Here is a 20,059-nt window from a genome sequence, read left to right as displayed (position 1 = left end):
CTAATTACTATATAGAACTGATGATTTTATAATCGCTTTTGCATCTAACACTAAAAACACTTCTTCCGGTTGGGCAATACAACCTTGCAAATATGGTACTAAACTAGATGCCACTTGTCCTATAGGAGAACGAATTTCATCAGGCATAAATTTAGCTATACCTTTGATTTCCTGCACCACTAACCCTAAAATCAGTGATTCAACTTTAATCACAATAATATTGTATTGCCGCCATCTATTATCTAAAGATTCTAAATTCAGCATTCTTGGTAAATCAATCGTCCATATAATGCGGCTACGCCAATTCATTAAACCTAAAATACAGGCAGGCATATTAGGCATAGGAGTAATCGCATCCACAGGTAAAACCACTGCCTCTTGTGTGAAACTCATGGATAAAATAGCAGCAGATTGTTGATTTAGCTGAAACTTGAGATAAGTATCTCCGACTTTATTTTGATGATTATTTATGGTCAAAATAGATTTATGGTTATTATTCATTTATTTAATTCACAACTGATTTAATAGTACGCAATAGATGTTCACGAGTATATGGTTTAGTTATATAGGCATTAGCCCCTTGTCTCATTGCCCATAAACGATCAATGGGTTGGTTTTTAGAACTACAAATAATTATAGGCACTTTTGCTGTCACAGGATTTTTCTTCAAAGAGCGACATAATTCAAAGCCACTCATTTCCGGCATAACTACATCACTAACAATGACATCCGGTTCATATAATAAAGCCTTTTCCATAGCTTCTTTCGCGCTAGCAGATTTAATCACGTTATAACCACTCTCTTGAAGATAATGGCTCATCAGTTCTAATTCACTAGGCGAATCTTCCACAATTAAAATTGTCCCTACTAAAGTCAAGTTCACAGTTAAGTCTCCTGTTTAGTCATTACTCATTACTCATTAGTCATTAGTTATTAGTCATTAGTCATTACTTCTACCTTGTCTACCTTGTTTCTCCTAAAACCTTAACCCAAATGCTTAAATACCATTTTCAATAAATCTGACTGATTAAATGGCTTGGTTAAATAACCTGAAGCTCTCACCATTTTGGCTTTTGCTCTGTCAATAAATCCTGTTCTTCCTGTCACCATAATAATGGGCGTATTTTTGAACGCTGAATGTCTCCGCAGTAAAGAACATAATTCGTAACCATCTAAATTAGGCATCTCTACATCTAAAAGAATTAAGTCTGGTTTACTACGGAGAATCTGCATTAAAGCCTTAACAGGATCATTAATAGTAACAACTGCAAAAACGTTTTCATCTAAAAAACTTTTGATAGAATTCAAGACTGTTTGACTGTCATCTATACAAGCAATAGTATATAAACTTCTTCTCACTAATCGAGGAGTTTGTACTGATTCTACATTGTTGGGTTTAATTCCTGGTGGCTCATTCTCTGGCTGTGGTTGAGCGTTTGATTGATTATTGGGAGTAGAAATTGGACTACCCGCACTATTCGGTGTAGATGGAATGCGTTGACGGGTGCGTAACTGCTTTTGACAATGTTCAACTAATAACCGTAAATCTAAATAACAAAATTTTGGTAATTCTTCCCAAGCCTGTTCAGGATAAAATTCATAGCTTCCCTCTTTTAATACTAGAAATGATTCCAGCACTTCTTTTGCTAATTCTTCTATCAAGACGGCTGCTTGTTTAGCGGTAATATAATTTTGATTTACTAACCAACAAATCGCTTGGTAATCAGCATAGTCCAAAGACTGACTTTCATCTTGGGGTTCAAACATCAAGCGCATCTGCACTCGCGTTGCACTGTTGAGATTAGGAACTCTTTGGCTAAACCTCCGCAGATGACTATCTAGACGCTCAAATAGTTTATCTGAGTATGAAGCATAAGTGAGTTTACCTTGCTCTAGATTAATTGTCCAAAAAGCTGTTTCAGAAAATATACGTAAGCATCCAGTAGCATGGCGACTGGTTAGCTGTGCTAATAAAGATATGGGATGTAGCTTCTGGATTAATCTGTAGTTACTTATAGGAGTTGTGTTCATTTTGCCTTGATCTTAGCTAAATGTGTTTAGCAGTTTTACCACAATTCCTAGCAAGGATCAGTTAATAGTTGTTTGTAATTTTAAATACAAATTTTTGAACCCAAGATTTGTGGCTAAACTCGATGAAAACCATGTGTCAGTTATTGTGAATGCAGCCAATTGTACAGAAATTAACAGTCAATGAGTAGAATTAAGTCAGAAAAAGGTAAAGCTTCCCAATAGCCATATACCTTATGAGTAACTTTTAATTCATAACCACTGAAATAATAATGCAAAATTAACAGAATTTAACTTACTGTATATCAGTATTAATACTTAAAATTTTTCTAATTACTTCATTTCAGGCTGATTCGGAAAATTGCTTCCGTAAAAACACTGTATTTTACCAGAATCATTACCAAGGATTAACGAGAAATCTCGGCTATTCTCCGCCACCAAATCAGTATTTTCATTCACCAATGCTACCCGCATCCGTTCTGCGTGGTCAGTCGTCTCACAAAAAACGATAGTTTTGGCAGAGCGATCGCTTGATTTGAGATAATCAGAAATAATCCGCGCGACTAATTCAGTCCGCTTTTCTAGAACCAGAGTTCTATCAAAATCTCGCTGATTAAATACTTGGTCGGGAATTTCTTTACCATATTTATCCCTTTGTCCTGGCTTCGGTTTCCATCCACTCAGTTTCTGCTCACCTCGACTAGCAAGCTTACCCCTCACAATCACCCTACCTTTTGTCAGCGTTACTTCCTCTCGAATCTGAGTGTTGATATTCCAACCGCGATTAACTAAAGCAGGTGTAATAAACTTTGTACAAATGTCGCGTTCACTCAAAGATTTCTTGTCAATGGCTTCTGACATAAAAGGGTCGGTTTAGAGTTGAGGAGTATAGGCAGTAAAATTACATAGCCTACCGTAGAGAATGTTAGGTATGTAACTTGTATTATGCTATATCTCAACGACTGAATGTCAAATTAGCTACTAATATTGTTGATGGATGCGTTGGTTTAGCTAGCTGCTGCCACTGTATACTAATGGGCGATCGCCCAAATGCAATATTACTTTCGGCAAAGTCAAAATAAGCTGCAACTATTGTAAGTAAAGCATTTCATATACCCTGTAAATGAGAGTTGAAATTAGATGATGAGACGACTTTTCTCCGTTCCCAATCATCTGCGAGAACAACTTCCCACTCTGACGGAAGATAAAAAGCAAATCCTCCAACAGCAAAGTATTAGCCAAAATTCTCCAGGAAAAATTCTGCGGGACTTTCAACCCGTCCTAGAATTTCTCCAACCAGACGGCGTTGAAGTTAGCAGCACGTATCACCAATTCTCTCTCAAATACCTCCAGCAACTCAATTCTCGCTTGAGTTACCCCATTGAAACTAACCTCAAGCGTCCGCATCAAAAATCTTACCCCTATATTCACGGGTTATACTTTGTCCTTCGCGCATCTGGACTGTCTCAAGTTATCACCCAAGGCAAAAAAACCAAATTAATATTAAACGAACAACGCCTCAAAATTTGGCAAGGCTTCAACCCAACTGAACAATATTTCACACTCTTAGAATCCTGGCTACTTTGGGGAGAAGGCGAACTCTTAGGCGAATCTAGAGACATATATAGACCATTATTTCGCTGCTGCTAATTTTGGCGAGAAATTCCAGATGAAGGTTTAACCGTTAATAGTTATCAAGAACAAGATAAATTAGTCTATTATCCAGGCTTTCACAACCTTAGCCTGTTGCATTTATTTGGTTTTCTTGACCTCACTCCAGGAGAACCAGAACCCGCTAGAGGATGGCGTATCACTACTGTAAAACGCTGCCCTTGGGAAGATGCCATGATAGGTTTACTCTCGGAAATTTATGATGAAATTGAACCACAGCCAGAAGATGAAGAAATATCTCTAGATTTCCGCATCGCCTTTGAAAAACTCAAACCGTATCTCCAGCAATACTTTCCTGAATGGGAACAAACCTTAGTCATCGCCAACGGAGAGTTTAACGAGGCAATTTATACTTTTAAAGTTGCGTTGTTAGATGCTTGGCGACGCATAGCCATTCCTAGCAACCTCAATTTAGATCAAGTGGCCGCCGCAGTTGTGGAAGCATTTGATTTCGACTTTGAACATCTCTACCGATTCATTTACAAAGACCATATAGGACGCATTTTTGAATTTACTCATCCTTTTGTTGATATTCCCCCAAATACTGGCGATTTTCGCTTAGGTGAATTACCGCTTGAGGTGGGAAATCATCTGCAATTTACCTTTGATTTACTGGATGAGTGGGAGTTTGATTTGCAGCTAGAAAAAATTGAGCCTGCCAGTGCCAAAATGAAAAAGCCCAAGATTCTTGAATATCATGGCAAACCACCAGCACAGTATGGTGAAGAGAGAGAAGACGAGGATTAGCTTGACTGTGGCGACAATCCCACATTAGAGACGTGTCAGAATATGCTACCGCCCAGCCTGATTTCTGCTACCAAATTAATGTAAGGGAAAAAGTGGGCGATCGCCTAATCACATATTTTGAAGCTAGGTTTTGTCGCTCAGTCATCACGAAGGCTACCACTATGCCATAATTCCTCAATACCTTGACGGATGGCATGATTCATATCTTCTAAAGATTTGGGTGCGCCTTGATATTTTAAACAGCCTGCAACTACATTTAATGTAGTTTCTGCAAAGGGTTTCTTGGGCTTGAGAAGAATCCCATCACCCATATTAACTGCTATTAATTCCTGTCCGATTTCCCAGCCTGAAGCTTTTAGTAATTCTTCAGGAAGAATCACTTGTCCTTCATTTGATATTTTGGTTATTTCCATATATTGCGGAAATTTGATGATTAGAAATTGGCAATTTGTTTGTACTTCACTCTTATTTTTACATTTTTCATTCCTCAACTGCGCCTAGTGCTTTGATGGTAGCGATTTCAGATGAGGTTAAACCCTTAACCCTTTAATATTCATACGTTCATATGGGCGATCGCTTTTACTATTCCAGTGTCAAGAATGTGTGGTGATCGCCCAAGCATACTTAAAAACAGTGCATATTTAGCCATTTTTGTCAAAAATTCAACTATAATTGGAGGTAATAAGTCAGGAAATTTTGATATTATCCTTTTGGGTGTAAATTGGGTGTAGAAATTGTACAAATAAGCTGAAAGTATTGTAAATAAAGGATTTTATATAGCCTTCCAAGCTATATTTTGTCGTTCTTCTGCTATTCGGCAATAGTCATCAGCTAGTTGTTCTGAGGCGATCGCGTGTTCTGGCGTTGCTGATTAATTGGATGATTTATGTTTCGTGCATACCCCTAAATCGGAACCCGTTCGCGCAGCGTCTCGTAGGGAAGGAAACGGGTAGGCGCAAAGCCGCAAAAATCAGTAGTTTACCTTGCTAAAAAAGCTTAATTAATCCCGCATTTATGCAACGCTGGAAAATGCAAGAAGATTGCTGTGGAGCAGGCGAGCGTATGTTGCCGAGCTTGTTCTTTTGGAACAGGCTCCCTCAAAGCTTCGCTTTGAGGAAACCGTATGAAATGGGGTTGGACAAGAGGGCGTGTAACTCAGGCCAATTTTAGCCTCTGAACCTATGATCCACTAGACTTGAATCAAATCAAGTATATACAGCGCGTTCGAGGTGCATGAGGTACATTAGTAGAGGCGAACGGCGTTCACCCTTGGACTATTGGTGTACCTCATTTGTTTCAAAACTGCTGTATTAACCCTGTATTTCCAGGTTTTATTTTTCATAGTTAGAAGTGTTATCTAGCAACCGATTTATTTCTACTGTCTTGTCAAACGGTACGAGATAAAGACCACAAATTTTGCTGACTCTATCTACAGAAATATTCTCAAAATCACACCAAGCACGGGCAGCTTGGTTAGCTATCTTCTCAATCTCAGCAGCTTGAATTGCGGCACAAGGTTCTGATTCTATACAAGCAATTAAGTCAAGAATAGCAAGTTCATCTTGCTTTTCCAGCTTTTTGCTTGACAAGTTGAAAAGTATGGGAAAGTCCTTACTTTCATATTTAAGCAGTACAAAAATACGGGGTTGAGGCTTGGAATAGTTCCTTGCACTCAGTAAATATTCTGGCAGTTCTTCTGCACGACTCCGGTATTGTTCAAGCACTGCTATATGAGATAGCATTGACTCAGCACCAAGTCCACCAATATCTGTCAAAAACTTACTGTCTCGTGTAAGTTGCTCCACATCCAAATCACTATCAATCGTTATTTCGGACTGTTCTTCTTCTGAGATGACACCAGATCCCAAAATGCGTTTTGATTTATCGTGGCGATGAGCAATGCGAGTAAATCTCTTACAAATATCGTTTTGTACGCGGGAGCGGCTGTCTGTTTGATCTATGATTAGCGGTACAAGTGTGTAGAACTGAACTACTCGTTCAGAATTTGCGGTCATTCTCAACACTCTACCTGCCCTTTGAAATAACTCATCTGCTCCTTCGGGTGGATCGTAATTCACAACAGTATCAGCATCTTGTAAATTAACACCTACACCATCTGCATCAGTACAAATTAGTACGTTATACTCTGTGCTGGCATTGTAATTATGAGAACGTGGCGAAAACTGCTTTAGTATTTCAAAACGCTGTAGTCCAGCTTTTAATCGCGGATTACTTTCATCCGTTTCAACAGTACAACCAATCCTAAGTGTTCCACTAAATGTTCTTTCCAGCATACTTACTAAATACTGGGCAGTAAGATATCTCTTGACAAATATAATGACTTTACCCCTTATATCTAGGCAATGCTCCTGAATAATGTTCTGCAATTTCAGGAACTTGTCATCTGTGTAGTTACTCTGCCGAAGCCGTTCCAATAGTGGTATCAGAGTATTCCTACGCTCTTCCAAGCTTAGATACATCCATGTTTTATGAGACCGATTTTGTGTATCAAGGTTAAAAGAGCGATGTTCTTGATTATGAATATCAGTAGCAGACTCTTCCCATAGGTTTAGAGTGAGTTGAGAGGAGTCTTCTGTTTGCTCACAATAGCTTAATGTCGCAAGATTTTGTTCAATACTGTATGCCATTGCTATAGGTGAACTAAGCCAGTGTGTAAGTGAAGAATTGTACACTGTATCGATTGCACTCTCGCAGATAGCCATTTTGTCATCATCAAACCGTTTATATGGAGACTTAAAAGCTTGATCAAAACAACGGCGATCAAAAGCTGCTTGTAGTTCAGGCTGCAAGAACAATCGATAGCGTAATGAATACAGCTTGAGGCTTTTTGGCAGATAACGTCGTTCATCACCAAACTGAATAAAAGTTCTTCCGTTTGTATCAATATCACCTCTGTTTCGAGCCATTTGTAAGACATGAGGTAATCCCAAAATGGTCACGATTGGTAAGCGGGAAAACTCTTCGGCATCAATAATTTCCCAAGGAATTTGCTCTTCTAATAGATTAGGTTTGTAAAATCGATGAGGTAGAAGATATAGCAAACTATTAAGATTTAAGTAATCTGTGCCGTATGCTGTAGCCGTGAGCAAAAGGATTTTTGCACCTGCCTTGACTGCTGGTACTATACGTTCATAAACCAAACTCTTACCACGCTTGGACTGCTCCCGTAGAAGTTCATTTCGATAGAAGTGAGCCTCATCAATAATAATCACAGTATTATCATTAGCTCGTTGAAGCTCCTTCTCTAGCTGGGTTGTTTTACGAGATTCCTCAGAAGCTTTGCGAAACAGCAGATCAATGTTAAAAAACTTAAAGTAAACATTGCGATTTTCCAGCTGCTGTTCCCAATTTTTGCGTACTCCTCCAGGAGCAATTAAAATAACTAGACTAGTTCTGCCTATTGGTTGCAAACGCAAAGCAATTTCAGCACCTATAACAGTTTTACCCAGACCAGTCGCAGCTATGATAAGTGCGCCACCATACTCATTAGCTTGACGAAGAGCGCGTGCAATTACACCCTTCTGATAATACACAGGAGAATACGCACCCAAACACAAAGGATATTCAGCTAAGTTATTGAGCAGAAAAAGTGTTTTGAGGTATACCTCGAATGGGGTGGCGAGATTAAGCCAATCCTCTAACTTTTTGATCAGTTCGGCCAGTAAATCCTGGGCATTTTGAGCAACATCATCATACCAATTTGTAAACAAACATATGCGCTCAGAATCTTGGCTAACGCTCACTTGCTCTGCTGATTGACAAAGTCCTCTACGACTGTAGTTTGATGAACCATGCCATATTAGCTTTGAATCACAGATGTAAAATTTACAGTGAAAAGGTACTTGCATTTCGCGGGCATCTCGAATGATGAAGCGTCCGGATTTCATACGTTCAACTAATTCAAAAACTGTTTTCCACAGATCCGTATCACACTGCCCCAAATCTGCGATAATCTCATCAATCACAGTGGCTTGGACATGCTTTCCTTCCTCGCGACCCACTAGGATTTGAAATTGTACCTCCGATGCTACATACTTACGACCCAACTTGTATCCAACTAGGCTGAAGTAAGCACTAGCAATACGAATTATATTTTTAGCTTCTGGAAAATAGGCTTTAATAAACTCTAATCCTACACCAGAGCCGACACCTGCAATAGGTTGACCATCAGGATTCAACTGTAATACCAATGCTAACTTTGACTTTGACTTGCGAGGCATGATGGAGTGTTACTAATTTCATTAACACCCTTCTATTATCCGTCTTATTAGTATTTATGTACTATAATTTAGCGATCGCTCTGTGCCAATTACTTGATAATGACCCTTGACTTGGATAACCTCAACCAAATTTAAGTTTTACTGGCACGCTGAATATTGTTCGTCGGGCTGTGCCTAAATTCCAACGGCTCCAAATTGAAGAATTTCCCTTTTTTTCACCTGGCTGAAGCGCGAAATTTTGGATGAGCTGATCCCAGAGCCTGTTCGCATAGCGTCTCGCAGAGAAGGTCGAAGCAATCCTCGTGTTGTTAAGAAAACCAGAGCCAAATTTCCTAACAAAAAGCCAATACATAGAACACAACCAGCTATTTTACACAACTTTCACCTAATATTTACGCCTGTGAAATTGCTACGAAATCTCACCATTTCTTCACTTGCATGAAAATGTATTGCGATTTCCGTTTGTTTCATTTGACGCTGAACAGCCCAAAGTAAACCCCTACGAGGAATCTGAAGACAACCACCTAAATAAGTTGCTTCATCTTCATCACTCTGTCGGCGCAGAGGAAGCTCGGTATTGGGATCAAAGCGGACAATTTTGTGTCTTAATAGCAGGTGTCCAAACTCGTGCATTAGGTTTGATTCACGTCGCGCAGGGGTATGGCGTGGATTGTTTATAATCCAAAGAGGGCTTTGATTAATAATCCCTGCTGACCATTGGTCACTATTGAGTAATACTTCTACTACGCAAGGATCTAGGCTGGGAATCTGTTCAGGTGTCAAAATTTTGGCATTTAGTTGAACCGCCAGTATGTCTGCTGATAATGGGTCAAATGCCCGTAAGTTTAATAAACTACGTTGCTCAGTGGCAATCCCTTCACACTTTTGCCTAAACTCAGTTGGTAATGTCTCTGTTAGTGCCATATTCTTGTAATCCGGCTTTTAATTGTCGCTTTGTTGAGCATTATCCCGATACGCTGCTTTGACTAATTCTGCCAGCGCATTGGCTACTGCCGGATCGAGTTTTTTCGAGGCTCGCAATTGGATTTCTATTGCTTCTAATGTATTTGATTCGGAGGGTGCTTCGGATTCCTCTGTTTTCTTAAATAGTTCAGCAGGTGAGACTTGCAGCCAGTTGCAAAGTAATAAAAACGTTTCCATATCGGGCATTTTGCCATTTTCTACCCGTGAGAGTGTTGAGGAACTAATATTACCTATTTCTTTGGCTGTGTCTCGCAGCCCTTTCTTCCCTCGCTTTGTCTTCACCCTTGCGGCTAATAAATTTGTGTCTAAGCGGTATTCCATGTGTGCTTATCGTTTCATTTATGAAACAGTGTTTCTTTTTATTTATCATAAGCTATAGTTGTTATGTGCTTTTAAATTGACAGCGTTTCATTAAAGACACATAAGATCCAAAGCTTGCTTTATACAAAGGAGGTATTGCTTGGATAATAGCGAAATCATCTTATTTGATTTCTTGGTTGTTGGGTTAGCAGAGTTTTTCCGCCTTGATACTCAATATCAAATCCCTAAATACCCGTACCCTGATTTTTTACAGCGTGCCTGCAACACTCTGGCATTGAAGATGACAGGTATTCCTTATCCACGTACTTTAGAAGGTCTTTTTAGTCTTTTAGAAAAACCCTTGCATACATGGTATCCCTTATCAATACCGAAAGAGTTTGACTCAGAATATGGCTTCATATACGATAAAGCCCTAAGTGAAGAAGCAAGTCAATATTTCTATGAACAGTTGTTAAAAAGAGGGCAACTTCCTGAGTTTGCTTCTGTGAAAGTACAACAAATTGCGCTGGAAAACTTTCTATTTCAGAGGTTGTTGGAGAGACTGCAAGAAGCCAACGAAAAGGATGCTGAACGCGTTGTGCAAGAATATGTTTTGCTACGGCGATTCTTAATTGAGAATCCTTATACCACTTTAGAGAGTCTACGCAAGACGTTTTCTAAAACACGTTACATATCTATTAATGATGTGGGCGAACTATACGAAGACTGTAAGGAAAATGAATCTTATTGGTGCTGCGATCGCTGTGGCCCTTTAATTAAAAAACATGGGCATTTACGTGGCATTAAGCCCAGTGTCTGCAATGACCATCGCAAAAACTTGTCCCATGTCCGGCGTGTTTATTGGAAGCAAGGTCTGCGTCGTCTCAAGTTTGGCATTCATTGGCGTGTTTGTCTGCCTGGAATCCCAGAGATAAATCTGTTCGAGGCTTTAAAAAAGCTGCATCAACAACAGCCAGAATATCTTTGTGAAGTTCAACTTTGGCCTGGCATTGACCGTTACGACTTGCAACTACGTTTTGGTGATGATTCAGTGTGGGCTGTAGATGTCAAAGACTACCGCAATCCTTATGATTTGGCTTTGCAACTCAAGCCGATATTTGGGGAAGGCGATTTGCACTACGACGAAAGTTTTTATGTGATTCCTCACCATCGTCTGCGTCAACGCCAAGATTACATTGATATCTTGCGTGAAGAAGCAACAGGATTGCCAAAAAGCACCCATCTTTTCAGCGATACAGCGTTTGAAGAACGAGTCAACACCAAGATAATGCACCTGAGTAAAGGGAAATAGCATTATGAGTCAAATGACATTATTTGAGCCACCTGTTATTTTTACAAAACGTATCAAAGAATTGAAAGATAACTCTGAGCTAAATCGAGAGCAAGCCCAATTATTACTTGAGGTAGAACTTGGCTTTGCCTTGATGGAGTGTTTAGGAATCGAAGATGAACCAGTCACAGCAGTTTGGGCAATACTCAGTGGTATGCCTTTGCGACATCCACGTTTACAAAACTTAGATGCAAGTCAGAAGCGTGCAGTTGCTAACGCTCGGCAAATTATCCCATGTTCTGCACGTTTTGCTTGGTTGGGAGCATTACGTTTTTATATCCGCAATATTCCGCAAAACTTGCGTAATTATGATTTCGATATCCAAGATTTAGATTCTCAGATTATTCATGCGGCGAAACACTTGCGCCATCAAGTCCACCAAAATTTATATGAAAACTGTCTGAGTGCTGACTTGAAGTTTCGCCAACGCAGGGCTGAACCAGTAAAGGCTGGGGTTCCCTACCAATTTCAGGCTAAGACGGAAAAAGAAACAGTTACGATGCAATTACAGTTCACACCAGAACATTTAAGTCCTGCACGACAACAACCTTGGTTTCCTACACCACGCGATCGCAACTCTTTTTCAGTGCGAATTTCAGATTTAGAATCAGATGCAGAGTTCCTAGATCACCGTGAAAAGTTATTAGCACGCCGATATGGTTGGCATGAGACACAAAAAGGACATTGGGTAAGCCGCTTTCGCAAAATCAACTTTCACAAAATTCAGGAAGACGGGACGGTGAGCGATCGCAATACAGAACCACTAGATTTGGATGGTTTTGTACATATTGCGGGACAGGTTGCTTCTGGGAAGTCTACCCTGTCAACTTTGCTTGCTGTTAATGTTGTGCGACATCATCCTGATCGCCGTATCACATTGGTTGTTAGTGATGTACAGTCAGCAATTCGGTTAGCAAATCAAATTAATTGGTGGTTCTGTGACGATCCAGAAAACGATGAGCCTGTTGCAGTACCGTTATTAGGACGCAGTAAACGAGACGCGCACCTGAAAAGCTTCTATGGCTCAAAAGACTTTCAGGAACACTGGCAACGCGGACAACCACACTGGGGCGATCGCTTTTTGGGAACGGCTTGTGCTTTGCAAGGATTGCTACAAGCCAGCGATATCTTCGACCGTTTGCATGGTAAGCCACTCATACCTGGAACTGAGCCATGTCATGTTTTGAAAGAAGCACCAGAAAGCGAAAACAAGCGTAAAAAACAAAACAATTACCCTAGTGTCTCTCACTTGTGTCCGTTTTTTGCCACTTGCCCATCACAACAAGTCTATCGTGATATGCCAAATGCCCGCGTTTGGATTACAACTCCAGGTGCAATGGCAATGGCTGGTTTACCGCGTCATCTAGAATTGCGTCCCATCAAAATAGGGGAACTCGTTTATCTACATTCCGATATTGTTGTGTTTGATGAAGTAGACACAGTTATTAAGTGGTTTGATGATGTATATGCTGAAGAAGTTTTACTGACCAATGGTGGTGTTTTTGATGACATTGGGGTACAAACTGAAGATTACATGAGATTCAACCGTGTTAGCCCGTCCTTGATGGTGCGATGGGCAACCGCAGAACGCCATGTACAAAGTGTAGTTACAGCGACTTTAACCCTATTAGATAAGCATTCGGGACACGAGTTTTTACGTAAATGGATAGAACGTGGCTACTTTACACCTAATTCTCTCCTGTATAAATTTTCTCGTCGCCTAGCTGGACTTGAAGAATTAGATCATCCTGATGTCACTGAGCAAGAAATTAAAGCTAATAATCGACGAGTGCAGCAGATAATGCGATATTTTGACGCATTACTTGATGATGACCCTTTACTTGGGCAACCTCGACCAAATTCTAAAGTTCAGAGACTAGCACTGTTGATTCAACAGATTAATAGTATTGGCGAAAGTGCCACTGATGATAGTATTTATCGTGCTTGCAAAGCCTGGATAGTTGACTTTTTTCCCAATACAGGAAAAAGGTTAGCACGACTGCGAGAAAAACTAGAAAAACGTCAAAACAATTCACAGCAGACAGCCAAGAAAAAACGGCGAAAGTCATCAAAACAGGAGGAAGAATCAGATCCGGTAGACACCCTCGAAACCCTAGCTTATCGTTTACAGTTTGCCCTGACCATCACCCTTTTAGATCGGCACACGCGCATTGTTTTTTATGAATGGCATCATCGACCACCCACTTTAGATGACGAGCCGCCACATCGTCGGATGCCAACAGCAATGTTAAATATTTTACCGTTACCACCAACAGGAAGGCAGTTTGGTACTTACTATTCCCGCAAGGATGACAATCACAACCAATCTGAGAATAGCAGCGAAAATGCTTTATCTATATTTGCCTATACCAACATTGGTCGTTACTATGTTTTGAACTTTCATCGCTTGCTGACAGACTTGGATGGTCAACGCGGCCCCAACGTCTTGGCACTATCAGGAACATCTTATCTAAGAGATTCCACTCAGTTTCATGTGGGCAATCCACAAGGTATTTTAATGCCGGAGGCGAGTGCCACAGAAGCAATAGCCCAAAGTCGCTTCAAGTTTCTACCTCAATCGAACCGCAAAAATGAACCTATCCGTATTTCTGGGACAGCAGAACGGCAAAAGACGGGAATGTTCAAAGAAATGGGACAAGCCTTAGTTGGTAACAATGGTAGCGGTCATTTAGGACAGGAACTTGAGGAATTGAAACAGCTTGGCCAGAGCAATCCAGATTTTTGGCAGGATAGGGAACGCATACTATTACTCGTCAACTCCTACGATCAGGCGCGATGGGTAGCAGAGGAAATCCGTCAATGTTAGTGGGGTATGCGAGAGCAAGTCTACCATTTGCAGCGCGATCGCACAGAAACTTTGACCGATAATGACATCAACTATCTCTCAAGGATGGAAGTTGGTGCGCTCAACCGTGCTGATATCGAAACTTTCGCACTGACTGGCGGTAAAATCCTGGCTGCACCAATAAGTGCTATGGGGCGCGGATTCAACATTTTGAATGCCAATGGTAAAGCGGCTTTTGGCGCGGTTTACTTTCTCACCCGTCCCTATCCTCATCCCCATGATACTCAAGCGATCGCTCAAGAAATCAACCGTCGTGCCTTAGATTGGGTAGAAGATGGGAATTTCGTTGCTTGGGAAAAAGACGGCATTTTAGGGCGTGCGGAAGCTGTGCGCCAATTGGCTGCACGTTACTGGCGATCTGTAGAACATCGTTCTTACTACAAAACACTGTATAAAAATGAAGAATTACGCGCTTTTCCCCGTCAAGATTTAGCTGCAACTACGGCTGGCGTAATCGTTCAAGCTGTCGGTCGTCTTTTACGCGGAGGTGTTCCCTTTCACGCTTACTTTGTTGATGCTGCTTGGGGGCCAAACTATACCAAAGAGCAACACCACGCACCAGCCTACTAGCCGCAATCATCGATTTGCTTTGTGATTATGTTGAAGAAGATGCGATAAGTAAAGCTTTATACCAATCAATAGCAGATGCTTTGGTTGATATTGATGGCTTCAACTGGGAAATAGATGCAAGAGATAGATAAAGAGTATGACGAGCAAAATTACACCAGAAAATATTCTGTTACCTGCACGGATGAGTTTGGTAAAAAATGCCTTTGCCAAGCTAGAGATTGCTGTGTTGCCATTTCCTTTTGTCCAGATAGTAAGAGACTTTTGCCACGATATCAAACAAACCCTGTATCGTGGTAAAAACAGGGAGGTTACACCACCATATCGACAGTTAAATAATGCTTTGCTTGCTTGTGCATCTACACTGACATACAGCTTTGAGTATGTTGGTTCTGACGAGGAAACCAAGCTTCCTTTATATCAAGCATTAGCTGTAGGAACACCAGAGAACCCATTGAAAACTCCCACACCCCAGCAGATACATGAATTAGTGAGAATTTGGGCGCAGGAGTGGACGAAACAGTATGGTTCAAAAAATGAAGTTAATAGCGTGTGCGATCGCTTTCTCGAAAGAATGGGTGTCATACCACCTGATTGGGATTGGCAACCTATTAAACCGGAAACACTTGTACGCGATATCAACGCAGAGAGAGGATTAGGATTTCAAGCCATTCCTAGTCTGCTTGCAACCATGTTGCATGGTAAAAAGTGCATTATTAACTCTGGAAAAAGACAACAGGAAATTCAATGGCGCAAAGTACAGGGAGGTGGTTCGGGTAGAGTAGGACTTTACTTAGTTAGTAAGCCATTTAAGGCGAATTATACAGATAATTATGGTAAGGAAAAAGAAGGTTATTTTGCTTACCGTCTAGACTTTAATGTTGAAACCCAAGCAGGAAGATTCAATGATAATGGCAACTTAAAACCGTGGATTTTCTTACATTTGAGTTGTCAAAGATACCCCCATAAACCACTTTTAGAAGCTAACTATGGACGTGATATCTCTGTTATTGAAATTAGACGCATCAAAACAAAGGGAGTTCTTCCCCAGCAAAATATCAAAGGAGCTATTCGTGAAGCTTGTGTCAGAGAGGGAATTAGCTCCCAAATGATACAGACAGTTACACAAAAATCAAGGGATACAGAAGACGATGAGGATAAATCACCAGCCTACAGCAAAGCCACACAAGGACGGGTGATGAATGCCGTACTGGATGGAACATTACGTCAAACTGGAGCATTATATGGACTACCTTCTCAACTCTATGAGCAAGCCAAAATACCAAAAGAAATTGCCCAAGAGTTAGATGTAATTGCTTTTTGTCGTCGCAAAACCAACCAATATCAAGGTGATATTCACTATGTGCTTGCGGTTCGGTTGCGTGCAACGGGTGCGGTAGATGTAATGCTTCCTGATGCTGATGATTGGATTCCTTACTCACAGGCGGGGATTGCTGTCGGAAAAATTTTTGCTGACGCACGCCGCGATCGCTATGAAAATACAAAACGCATTCAAAGTAAAATCAAGTTAAGCGGCACAGAATTAGTACAGTTTGTTGCGCGGGTAGTAACCAAACATTTAGACAGGCCAAGCATTGTTTTAGTTGAAGCCGAAGGGTGGCGTAACGAACGTGGTGAAGATAATGATGGCTCAGTCTGGTTTCAGTTGAAAAATGAGTACCTGCTGGCAAAACGCAACGTTTTAAACTTTCGCCATGTTCCTGGTCACAGTTGCGAGTACAGCCGTGAGAGTAACCAACTAGAGAACTTGTTAGCAGTAATTCGGATTCGCACTGGTAAAGAAACACCACAGTACATCACTAATCGAGAAACTTGGAACAAAGATTTTCCAGCACGAGATTTTCAACATTTGAGCAGTTTTTACGATAACTCAGTACCAGAACTGCTGCATTACTTTTCTGTGGGAAAACTGCCAAAAACACAGAAGGCGCAAGATGAAAAGCCAATTCCCGAACTTTATAAACTCGGTTATCAAGAGGATAAATTCGGTGCTAACTTTCCATTCAAACATCAACAGCTAGTGGAAATTGTACCGTTCTTTGTACGCCCAGATTTTCAACCAGAAGAAGCTTTAAAAGCACTATGTCGTGTTCCTCACTATTTAAGATGCTCACCAGCTTGGTCTATGGGAAATATAGTTTTGCCATACCCAATGCACTTAGGTGAGGAAGTTATAGAGGATCACTTGTGTATACTTGGTGTAAATTTACAAATTTAGTTTGAGGTAAGTAGGGCTTGCTGAAAAAGTCGTGAAAAAGCATGAGGATAATTGAGTAAGTAGTCAGGCATGAGTAAAGATAAGTTTTTGTTGTTTAAAATTTAATAAAGCATCATTTTTGTTAATCAAATAAAAGAAAAAAGAATGGGAAAAGATGGAAAACCTGCTTACGTAGATTATATTGTTAAATTACCTCAGCGATCGCTAGAAGAGTTTTGTCGGTGGGTGTACCGTTTTATGGACAATGCTCAATTTATCTATCCTCAATATCTAGCTGAAAAACACCAAGAATCAGCTTCTGCTTTACTGGCTCGATATCATGCGCCAGAAAATCAAAGACATTCATACTAAATATAGTTTGAAATTTGAACGTACAAAAACAATCTATCCTGACGATTGTGTCGTTATTTGTACAGCCAAATTTTCCCGTAGAAGAAGCTTTCAACACATGATATCTTGAATCATGCTTTATTATTGACTTGAAATGATTAACTTACACCATAGCGAACAGTTCTAAATTCTACGTGATTATTTGTGGGAGTATAGAGAGTGTATTTTGCTTCCCCTGGTGTTCTTCCCACATTTCCCACCCCGATGACTTGGCGTGGTGATATGTTTACAGTTTGCGGAGATAGTTGTCTATCAAGAGTAGTCACAGATGTAGTAACTGCGCCAGTTTCTAGCTGATATTGAAAAGCTAAACCAGAACGTCCACAAAATAGAGTATTTGCTTGCATTCTTGATAAGCGGTCAAGTATTGTAATTGGTGCAGTATTCGGTGTTAGTTCTTCATCTATAGATAGAGTTGTACCGTGAATTAGTAAACAATCTAGTTCAAAAAAGCCAAAATCTAGATTTCTTAGCCATTGTACTGTTTGACGAGAAACAGAATCCCAAAGTAGTTTTACTGTTTCGCCGCCATATTTTGCTATTAAATCATCTGTTTCTCCAGTAGAACCCAAACCATGCAAAATTAAACACTTTTCTTCCCACCAACCTTTACAAACAAGGGGTTCTAGTTCATCACGAAGTGGGTTCAGCACTCTTTCTACTAATTTTTCTACTTCTGGACTTGGCCCTATTAAATCACCCAAGATATATACAGCTTCAATTTGATTAATTTGGCGTTTAATATCTGCTAAAACAGCTTCATAAGCCAATAAATTACCTTCAATTCCGCTTAAAATAGCCCACTTGTTCATTTAGACTTTCACTCTTAGTGATTATTAGTAAACTCAATACTAGGAAAGGAGTAAAACAGTACAAATCAAAAATATTTATACTTTTACCTTTTGCCTTTTGCCTTTTTACTTTACCTAGTACAAACATGAGTTGGATCATCAGCCCTTTCTGCATATTCCAAACCTTGGGCTAAACGCCAAGCGAAAATAGCAGGTAAACCTTTTTCGATGATGGCTGCACAGGTTTTTTGATAGTTGTAAGGTACTTCGCGTAAACTTACTTCCTGGGTATCAGTGTCATAAATTACATAAGTGGCGTTGGGTCGTCCATGTCGGGGTTCACCAACTGAACCAACATTGATAATTCGCTTTAAAGGTGCAGAAAATTTTATTTCTTTACTGTCTATTCCTACACCTTCTACCCATACTTGTAGGCTACCAGCTTCTAAATTACGGATATAAGGTACATGAGTGTGACCACAAAATAAGACATCTGCATCGGCTGAAATAACTCGTTCTAAAGCAGCAAACGCATCTAATTCTGGTAATAAATATTCGTGGTTACTTTGGGGGCTACCATGAAAGAAAACTAGGTTATCTAAATTTAAGCCGTGGGGTAATTGAGCTAGAAAATCACGGTTTTCTGAATGCAGTTCTTGATGTGTCCATTCATGGGCGAGTTTACCGCGTTTTTCGGCTAATAGGGAAGGATAACTACACTCACAAGAGTTTAATCCTTCAACAATATCCTCGTCCCAACAACCAGCACAGGTAGGAATATCGAGAGAACGAATTTGTGTAACTACTGCATTTGGATATGGGCCATATCCTACTAAATCACCTAAACAAAAGATTTTTTCGGCTTTTTGTTGGTCAATATCTAGCAAGACTGCATCTAATGCTTCATAGTTACCATGTATGCAGGACATAACTGCTATTTTCACTCGATGTTCTCCTCTAATAAAATTTGTTTGACTTGCTGTTGGTATTGTGTGATTGCAACTTCTGATAAATAACAATCTTCTAAAGTTTGCTTCATTGCAGACTCATCTAAATTATTTCCCAATACCTCTAAACCACTAAATCTTTCTGGTCTACCTGCTAAATGGCGTGGTAAGTCTAATTCTAAAAACTCGGTTGCTGGTACACCCGCCACAAAATCTGCGTAGAGTGACCTACCATCAGCCACATCAAAAACTCCCTTGGCGCGGCTCACTTGGCCATAAGCACCATGAGTAATTTCGTACCAAAATTCTTGTAAACTGTCTTCATCAATTACCTGTCCATTGCTGGGAACTCGCCACAGTTGATTAGAAAGAATATTAGTATCAATATCTGCACCTGGAATTATCTTATCTGCCCAAGCATGATACTCTGACTGTTGCAGTGTTGGTGGCAGAATAGCTAAAGATTGATAAGATAAACCATTCAAGATTGTCTTGACGCTGGTGAGTTCTAAATAAAAGCCTAATTCTATATAAGCAGTCTCAAATTTTGCTAATTGTTGCAAAAACTCTGTTTCTTGTCCATCATGAAAAACCTTAATATGAGGAAAATCCGCCGCCAGGCGTGTCTGGTCAATGGGGACTTTTCCAGTGCCAGGACTAAAGTAAATTACGTTTACACTAGCGGATAGATTTTGTATTTGTTGGTAAATCCAAGTAGTCTTACCACAGCCAGCCAGGCCAGCAACAACATTTATATTTATTACACTCATGTTTAAATGATAATCATTTTCATTGATTTTGAAAAGTCATTACTCATTAGTCATTAGTCATTGGACATTAAAAATAAAATTCTCCCTTGTCTCCCTTGTCTCCCCTGTCTCTTGATTTCCCCATTCCCCATTCCCCATTCTGCGATTTGACAAAAAACTAGCAACCG

Annotated in this window: 17 protein-coding genes and 1 pseudogene; 7 read left to right on the top strand and 11 right to left on the bottom strand. The window is 40.2% G+C overall.

Annotated features, from left to right (window positions below; translation table 11 throughout):
- From ACQFX9_RS17400 to ACQFX9_RS17385, 4 genes and pseudogenes are all read right to left on the bottom strand, one after another.
- Entirely contained in the window at positions 1-501 is a 501-nt protein-coding gene (locus ACQFX9_RS17400; protein ID WP_427157247.1) for a chemotaxis protein CheW, read from the bottom strand.
- A 4-nt stretch (positions 502-505) separates the two neighbouring features.
- Positions 506-883, bottom strand: coding sequence for a response regulator (locus ACQFX9_RS17395; RefSeq protein WP_427157246.1), 378 nt, complete (start codon positions 881-883; stop codon positions 506-508).
- Positions 884-984: 101 nt separating this feature from the next.
- Positions 985-2,031 (bottom strand): response regulator, encoded by a 1,047-nt coding sequence (locus ACQFX9_RS17390; protein WP_427157244.1) that lies wholly within the window; start codon positions 2,029-2,031, stop codon positions 985-987.
- A 387-nt stretch (positions 2,032-2,418) separates the two neighbouring features.
- Positions 2,419-2,889 (bottom strand): annotated as a pseudogene (locus ACQFX9_RS17385) (hypothetical protein); the annotation flags it as partial.
- Positions 2,890-3,168: 279 nt separating this feature from the next.
- Between ACQFX9_RS17385 and ACQFX9_RS17380 the strand changes: the two are divergent.
- Entirely contained in the window at positions 3,169-3,678 is a 510-nt protein-coding gene (locus ACQFX9_RS17380; RefSeq protein WP_427157243.1) for a hypothetical protein, read from the top strand.
- A gap of 96 nt (positions 3,679-3,774) precedes the next feature.
- Positions 3,775-4,446, top strand: a complete 672-nt coding sequence (locus ACQFX9_RS17375) for an IS1096 element passenger TnpR family protein (RefSeq protein ID WP_427157241.1) — start codon at positions 3,775-3,777, stop codon at positions 4,444-4,446.
- A gap of 137 nt (positions 4,447-4,583) precedes the next feature.
- On the opposite strand, the gene ACQFX9_RS17370 is transcribed toward ACQFX9_RS17375, so the two are convergent.
- The 4 genes from ACQFX9_RS17370 to ACQFX9_RS17355 all read right to left on the bottom strand — a co-directional run bounded on the left by ACQFX9_RS17370 (position 4,584) and on the right by ACQFX9_RS17355 (position 9,992).
- The gene (locus ACQFX9_RS17370; RefSeq protein WP_427157239.1) at positions 4,584-4,859 is read right to left on the bottom strand and encodes an AbrB/MazE/SpoVT family DNA-binding domain-containing protein; all 276 of its coding nucleotides are present in this window, start codon (positions 4,857-4,859) and stop codon (positions 4,584-4,586) included.
- A 918-nt stretch (positions 4,860-5,777) separates the two neighbouring features.
- Positions 5,778-8,687 carry a helicase-related protein gene (locus tag ACQFX9_RS17365; protein WP_427157238.1) on the bottom strand — a complete coding sequence of 970 codons (2,910 nt, stop codon included), beginning with the start codon at positions 8,685-8,687 and terminating at the stop codon, positions 5,778-5,780.
- 381 nt (positions 8,688-9,068) lie between these two features.
- Entirely contained in the window at positions 9,069-9,611 is a 543-nt protein-coding gene (locus ACQFX9_RS17360; protein ID WP_427157235.1) for an ImmA/IrrE family metallo-endopeptidase, read from the bottom strand.
- Positions 9,612-9,629: 18 nt separating this feature from the next.
- Positions 9,630-9,992 (bottom strand): helix-turn-helix domain-containing protein, encoded by a 363-nt coding sequence (locus ACQFX9_RS17355; protein WP_427157233.1) that lies wholly within the window; start codon positions 9,990-9,992, stop codon positions 9,630-9,632.
- Between the two features lie 139 nt (positions 9,993-10,131).
- On the opposite strand from ACQFX9_RS17355, the gene ACQFX9_RS17350 reads away from it, so the two are divergent.
- From ACQFX9_RS17350 to ACQFX9_RS17330, 5 genes are all read left to right on the top strand, one after another.
- On the top strand, positions 10,132-11,283 hold the full coding sequence (locus ACQFX9_RS17350; protein WP_427157231.1) for a hypothetical protein: 1,152 nt from the start codon (positions 10,132-10,134) through the stop codon (positions 11,281-11,283).
- Positions 11,284-11,287: 4 nt separating this feature from the next.
- Positions 11,288-14,149, top strand: a complete 2,862-nt coding sequence (locus tag ACQFX9_RS17345; RefSeq protein WP_427157229.1) for a hypothetical protein — start codon at positions 11,288-11,290, stop codon at positions 14,147-14,149.
- A gap of 6 nt (positions 14,150-14,155) precedes the next feature.
- Entirely contained in the window at positions 14,156-14,758 is a 603-nt protein-coding gene (locus ACQFX9_RS17340; RefSeq protein ID WP_427157227.1) for a hypothetical protein, read from the top strand.
- Between the two features lie 136 nt (positions 14,759-14,894).
- Positions 14,895-16,994, top strand: coding sequence for an RNaseH domain-containing protein (locus ACQFX9_RS17335; protein ID WP_427157225.1), 2,100 nt, complete (start codon positions 14,895-14,897; stop codon positions 16,992-16,994).
- Positions 16,995-17,138: 144 nt separating this feature from the next.
- A complete protein-coding gene (locus tag ACQFX9_RS17330; protein ID WP_427157222.1) occupies positions 17,139-17,345 on the top strand; it encodes a hypothetical protein in 207 nt (68 codons plus the stop codon).
- A gap of 137 nt (positions 17,346-17,482) precedes the next feature.
- Here ACQFX9_RS17330 and ACQFX9_RS17325 read toward each other — a convergent pair whose 3' ends face one another.
- The 3 genes from ACQFX9_RS17325 to ACQFX9_RS17315 form a co-directional block, all read right to left on the bottom strand.
- A complete protein-coding gene (locus ACQFX9_RS17325; RefSeq protein ID WP_427157221.1) occupies positions 17,483-18,196 on the bottom strand; it encodes a metallophosphatase in 714 nt (237 codons plus the stop codon).
- 110 nt (positions 18,197-18,306) lie between these two features.
- Positions 18,307-19,119: a metallophosphoesterase family protein gene (locus tag ACQFX9_RS17320; protein ID WP_427157219.1), complete on the bottom strand. Its 813-nt coding sequence runs from the start codon at positions 19,117-19,119 to the stop codon at positions 18,307-18,309.
- The gene (locus ACQFX9_RS17315; RefSeq protein WP_427157217.1) at positions 19,116-19,892 is read right to left on the bottom strand and encodes a GTP-binding protein; all 777 of its coding nucleotides are present in this window, start codon (positions 19,890-19,892) and stop codon (positions 19,116-19,118) included. The genes ACQFX9_RS17320 and ACQFX9_RS17315 overlap by 4 nt, the downstream gene beginning before the upstream one ends.
- Positions 19,893-20,059: the final 167 nt, after the last annotated feature.

It is taken from the genome of Aliinostoc sp. HNIBRCY26 (genome assembly GCF_050235535.1).
Lineage (GTDB): Bacteria > Cyanobacteriota > Cyanobacteriia > Cyanobacteriales > Nostocaceae > Trichormus.
This window is presented reverse-complemented; position numbering and strand designations above follow the sequence as displayed.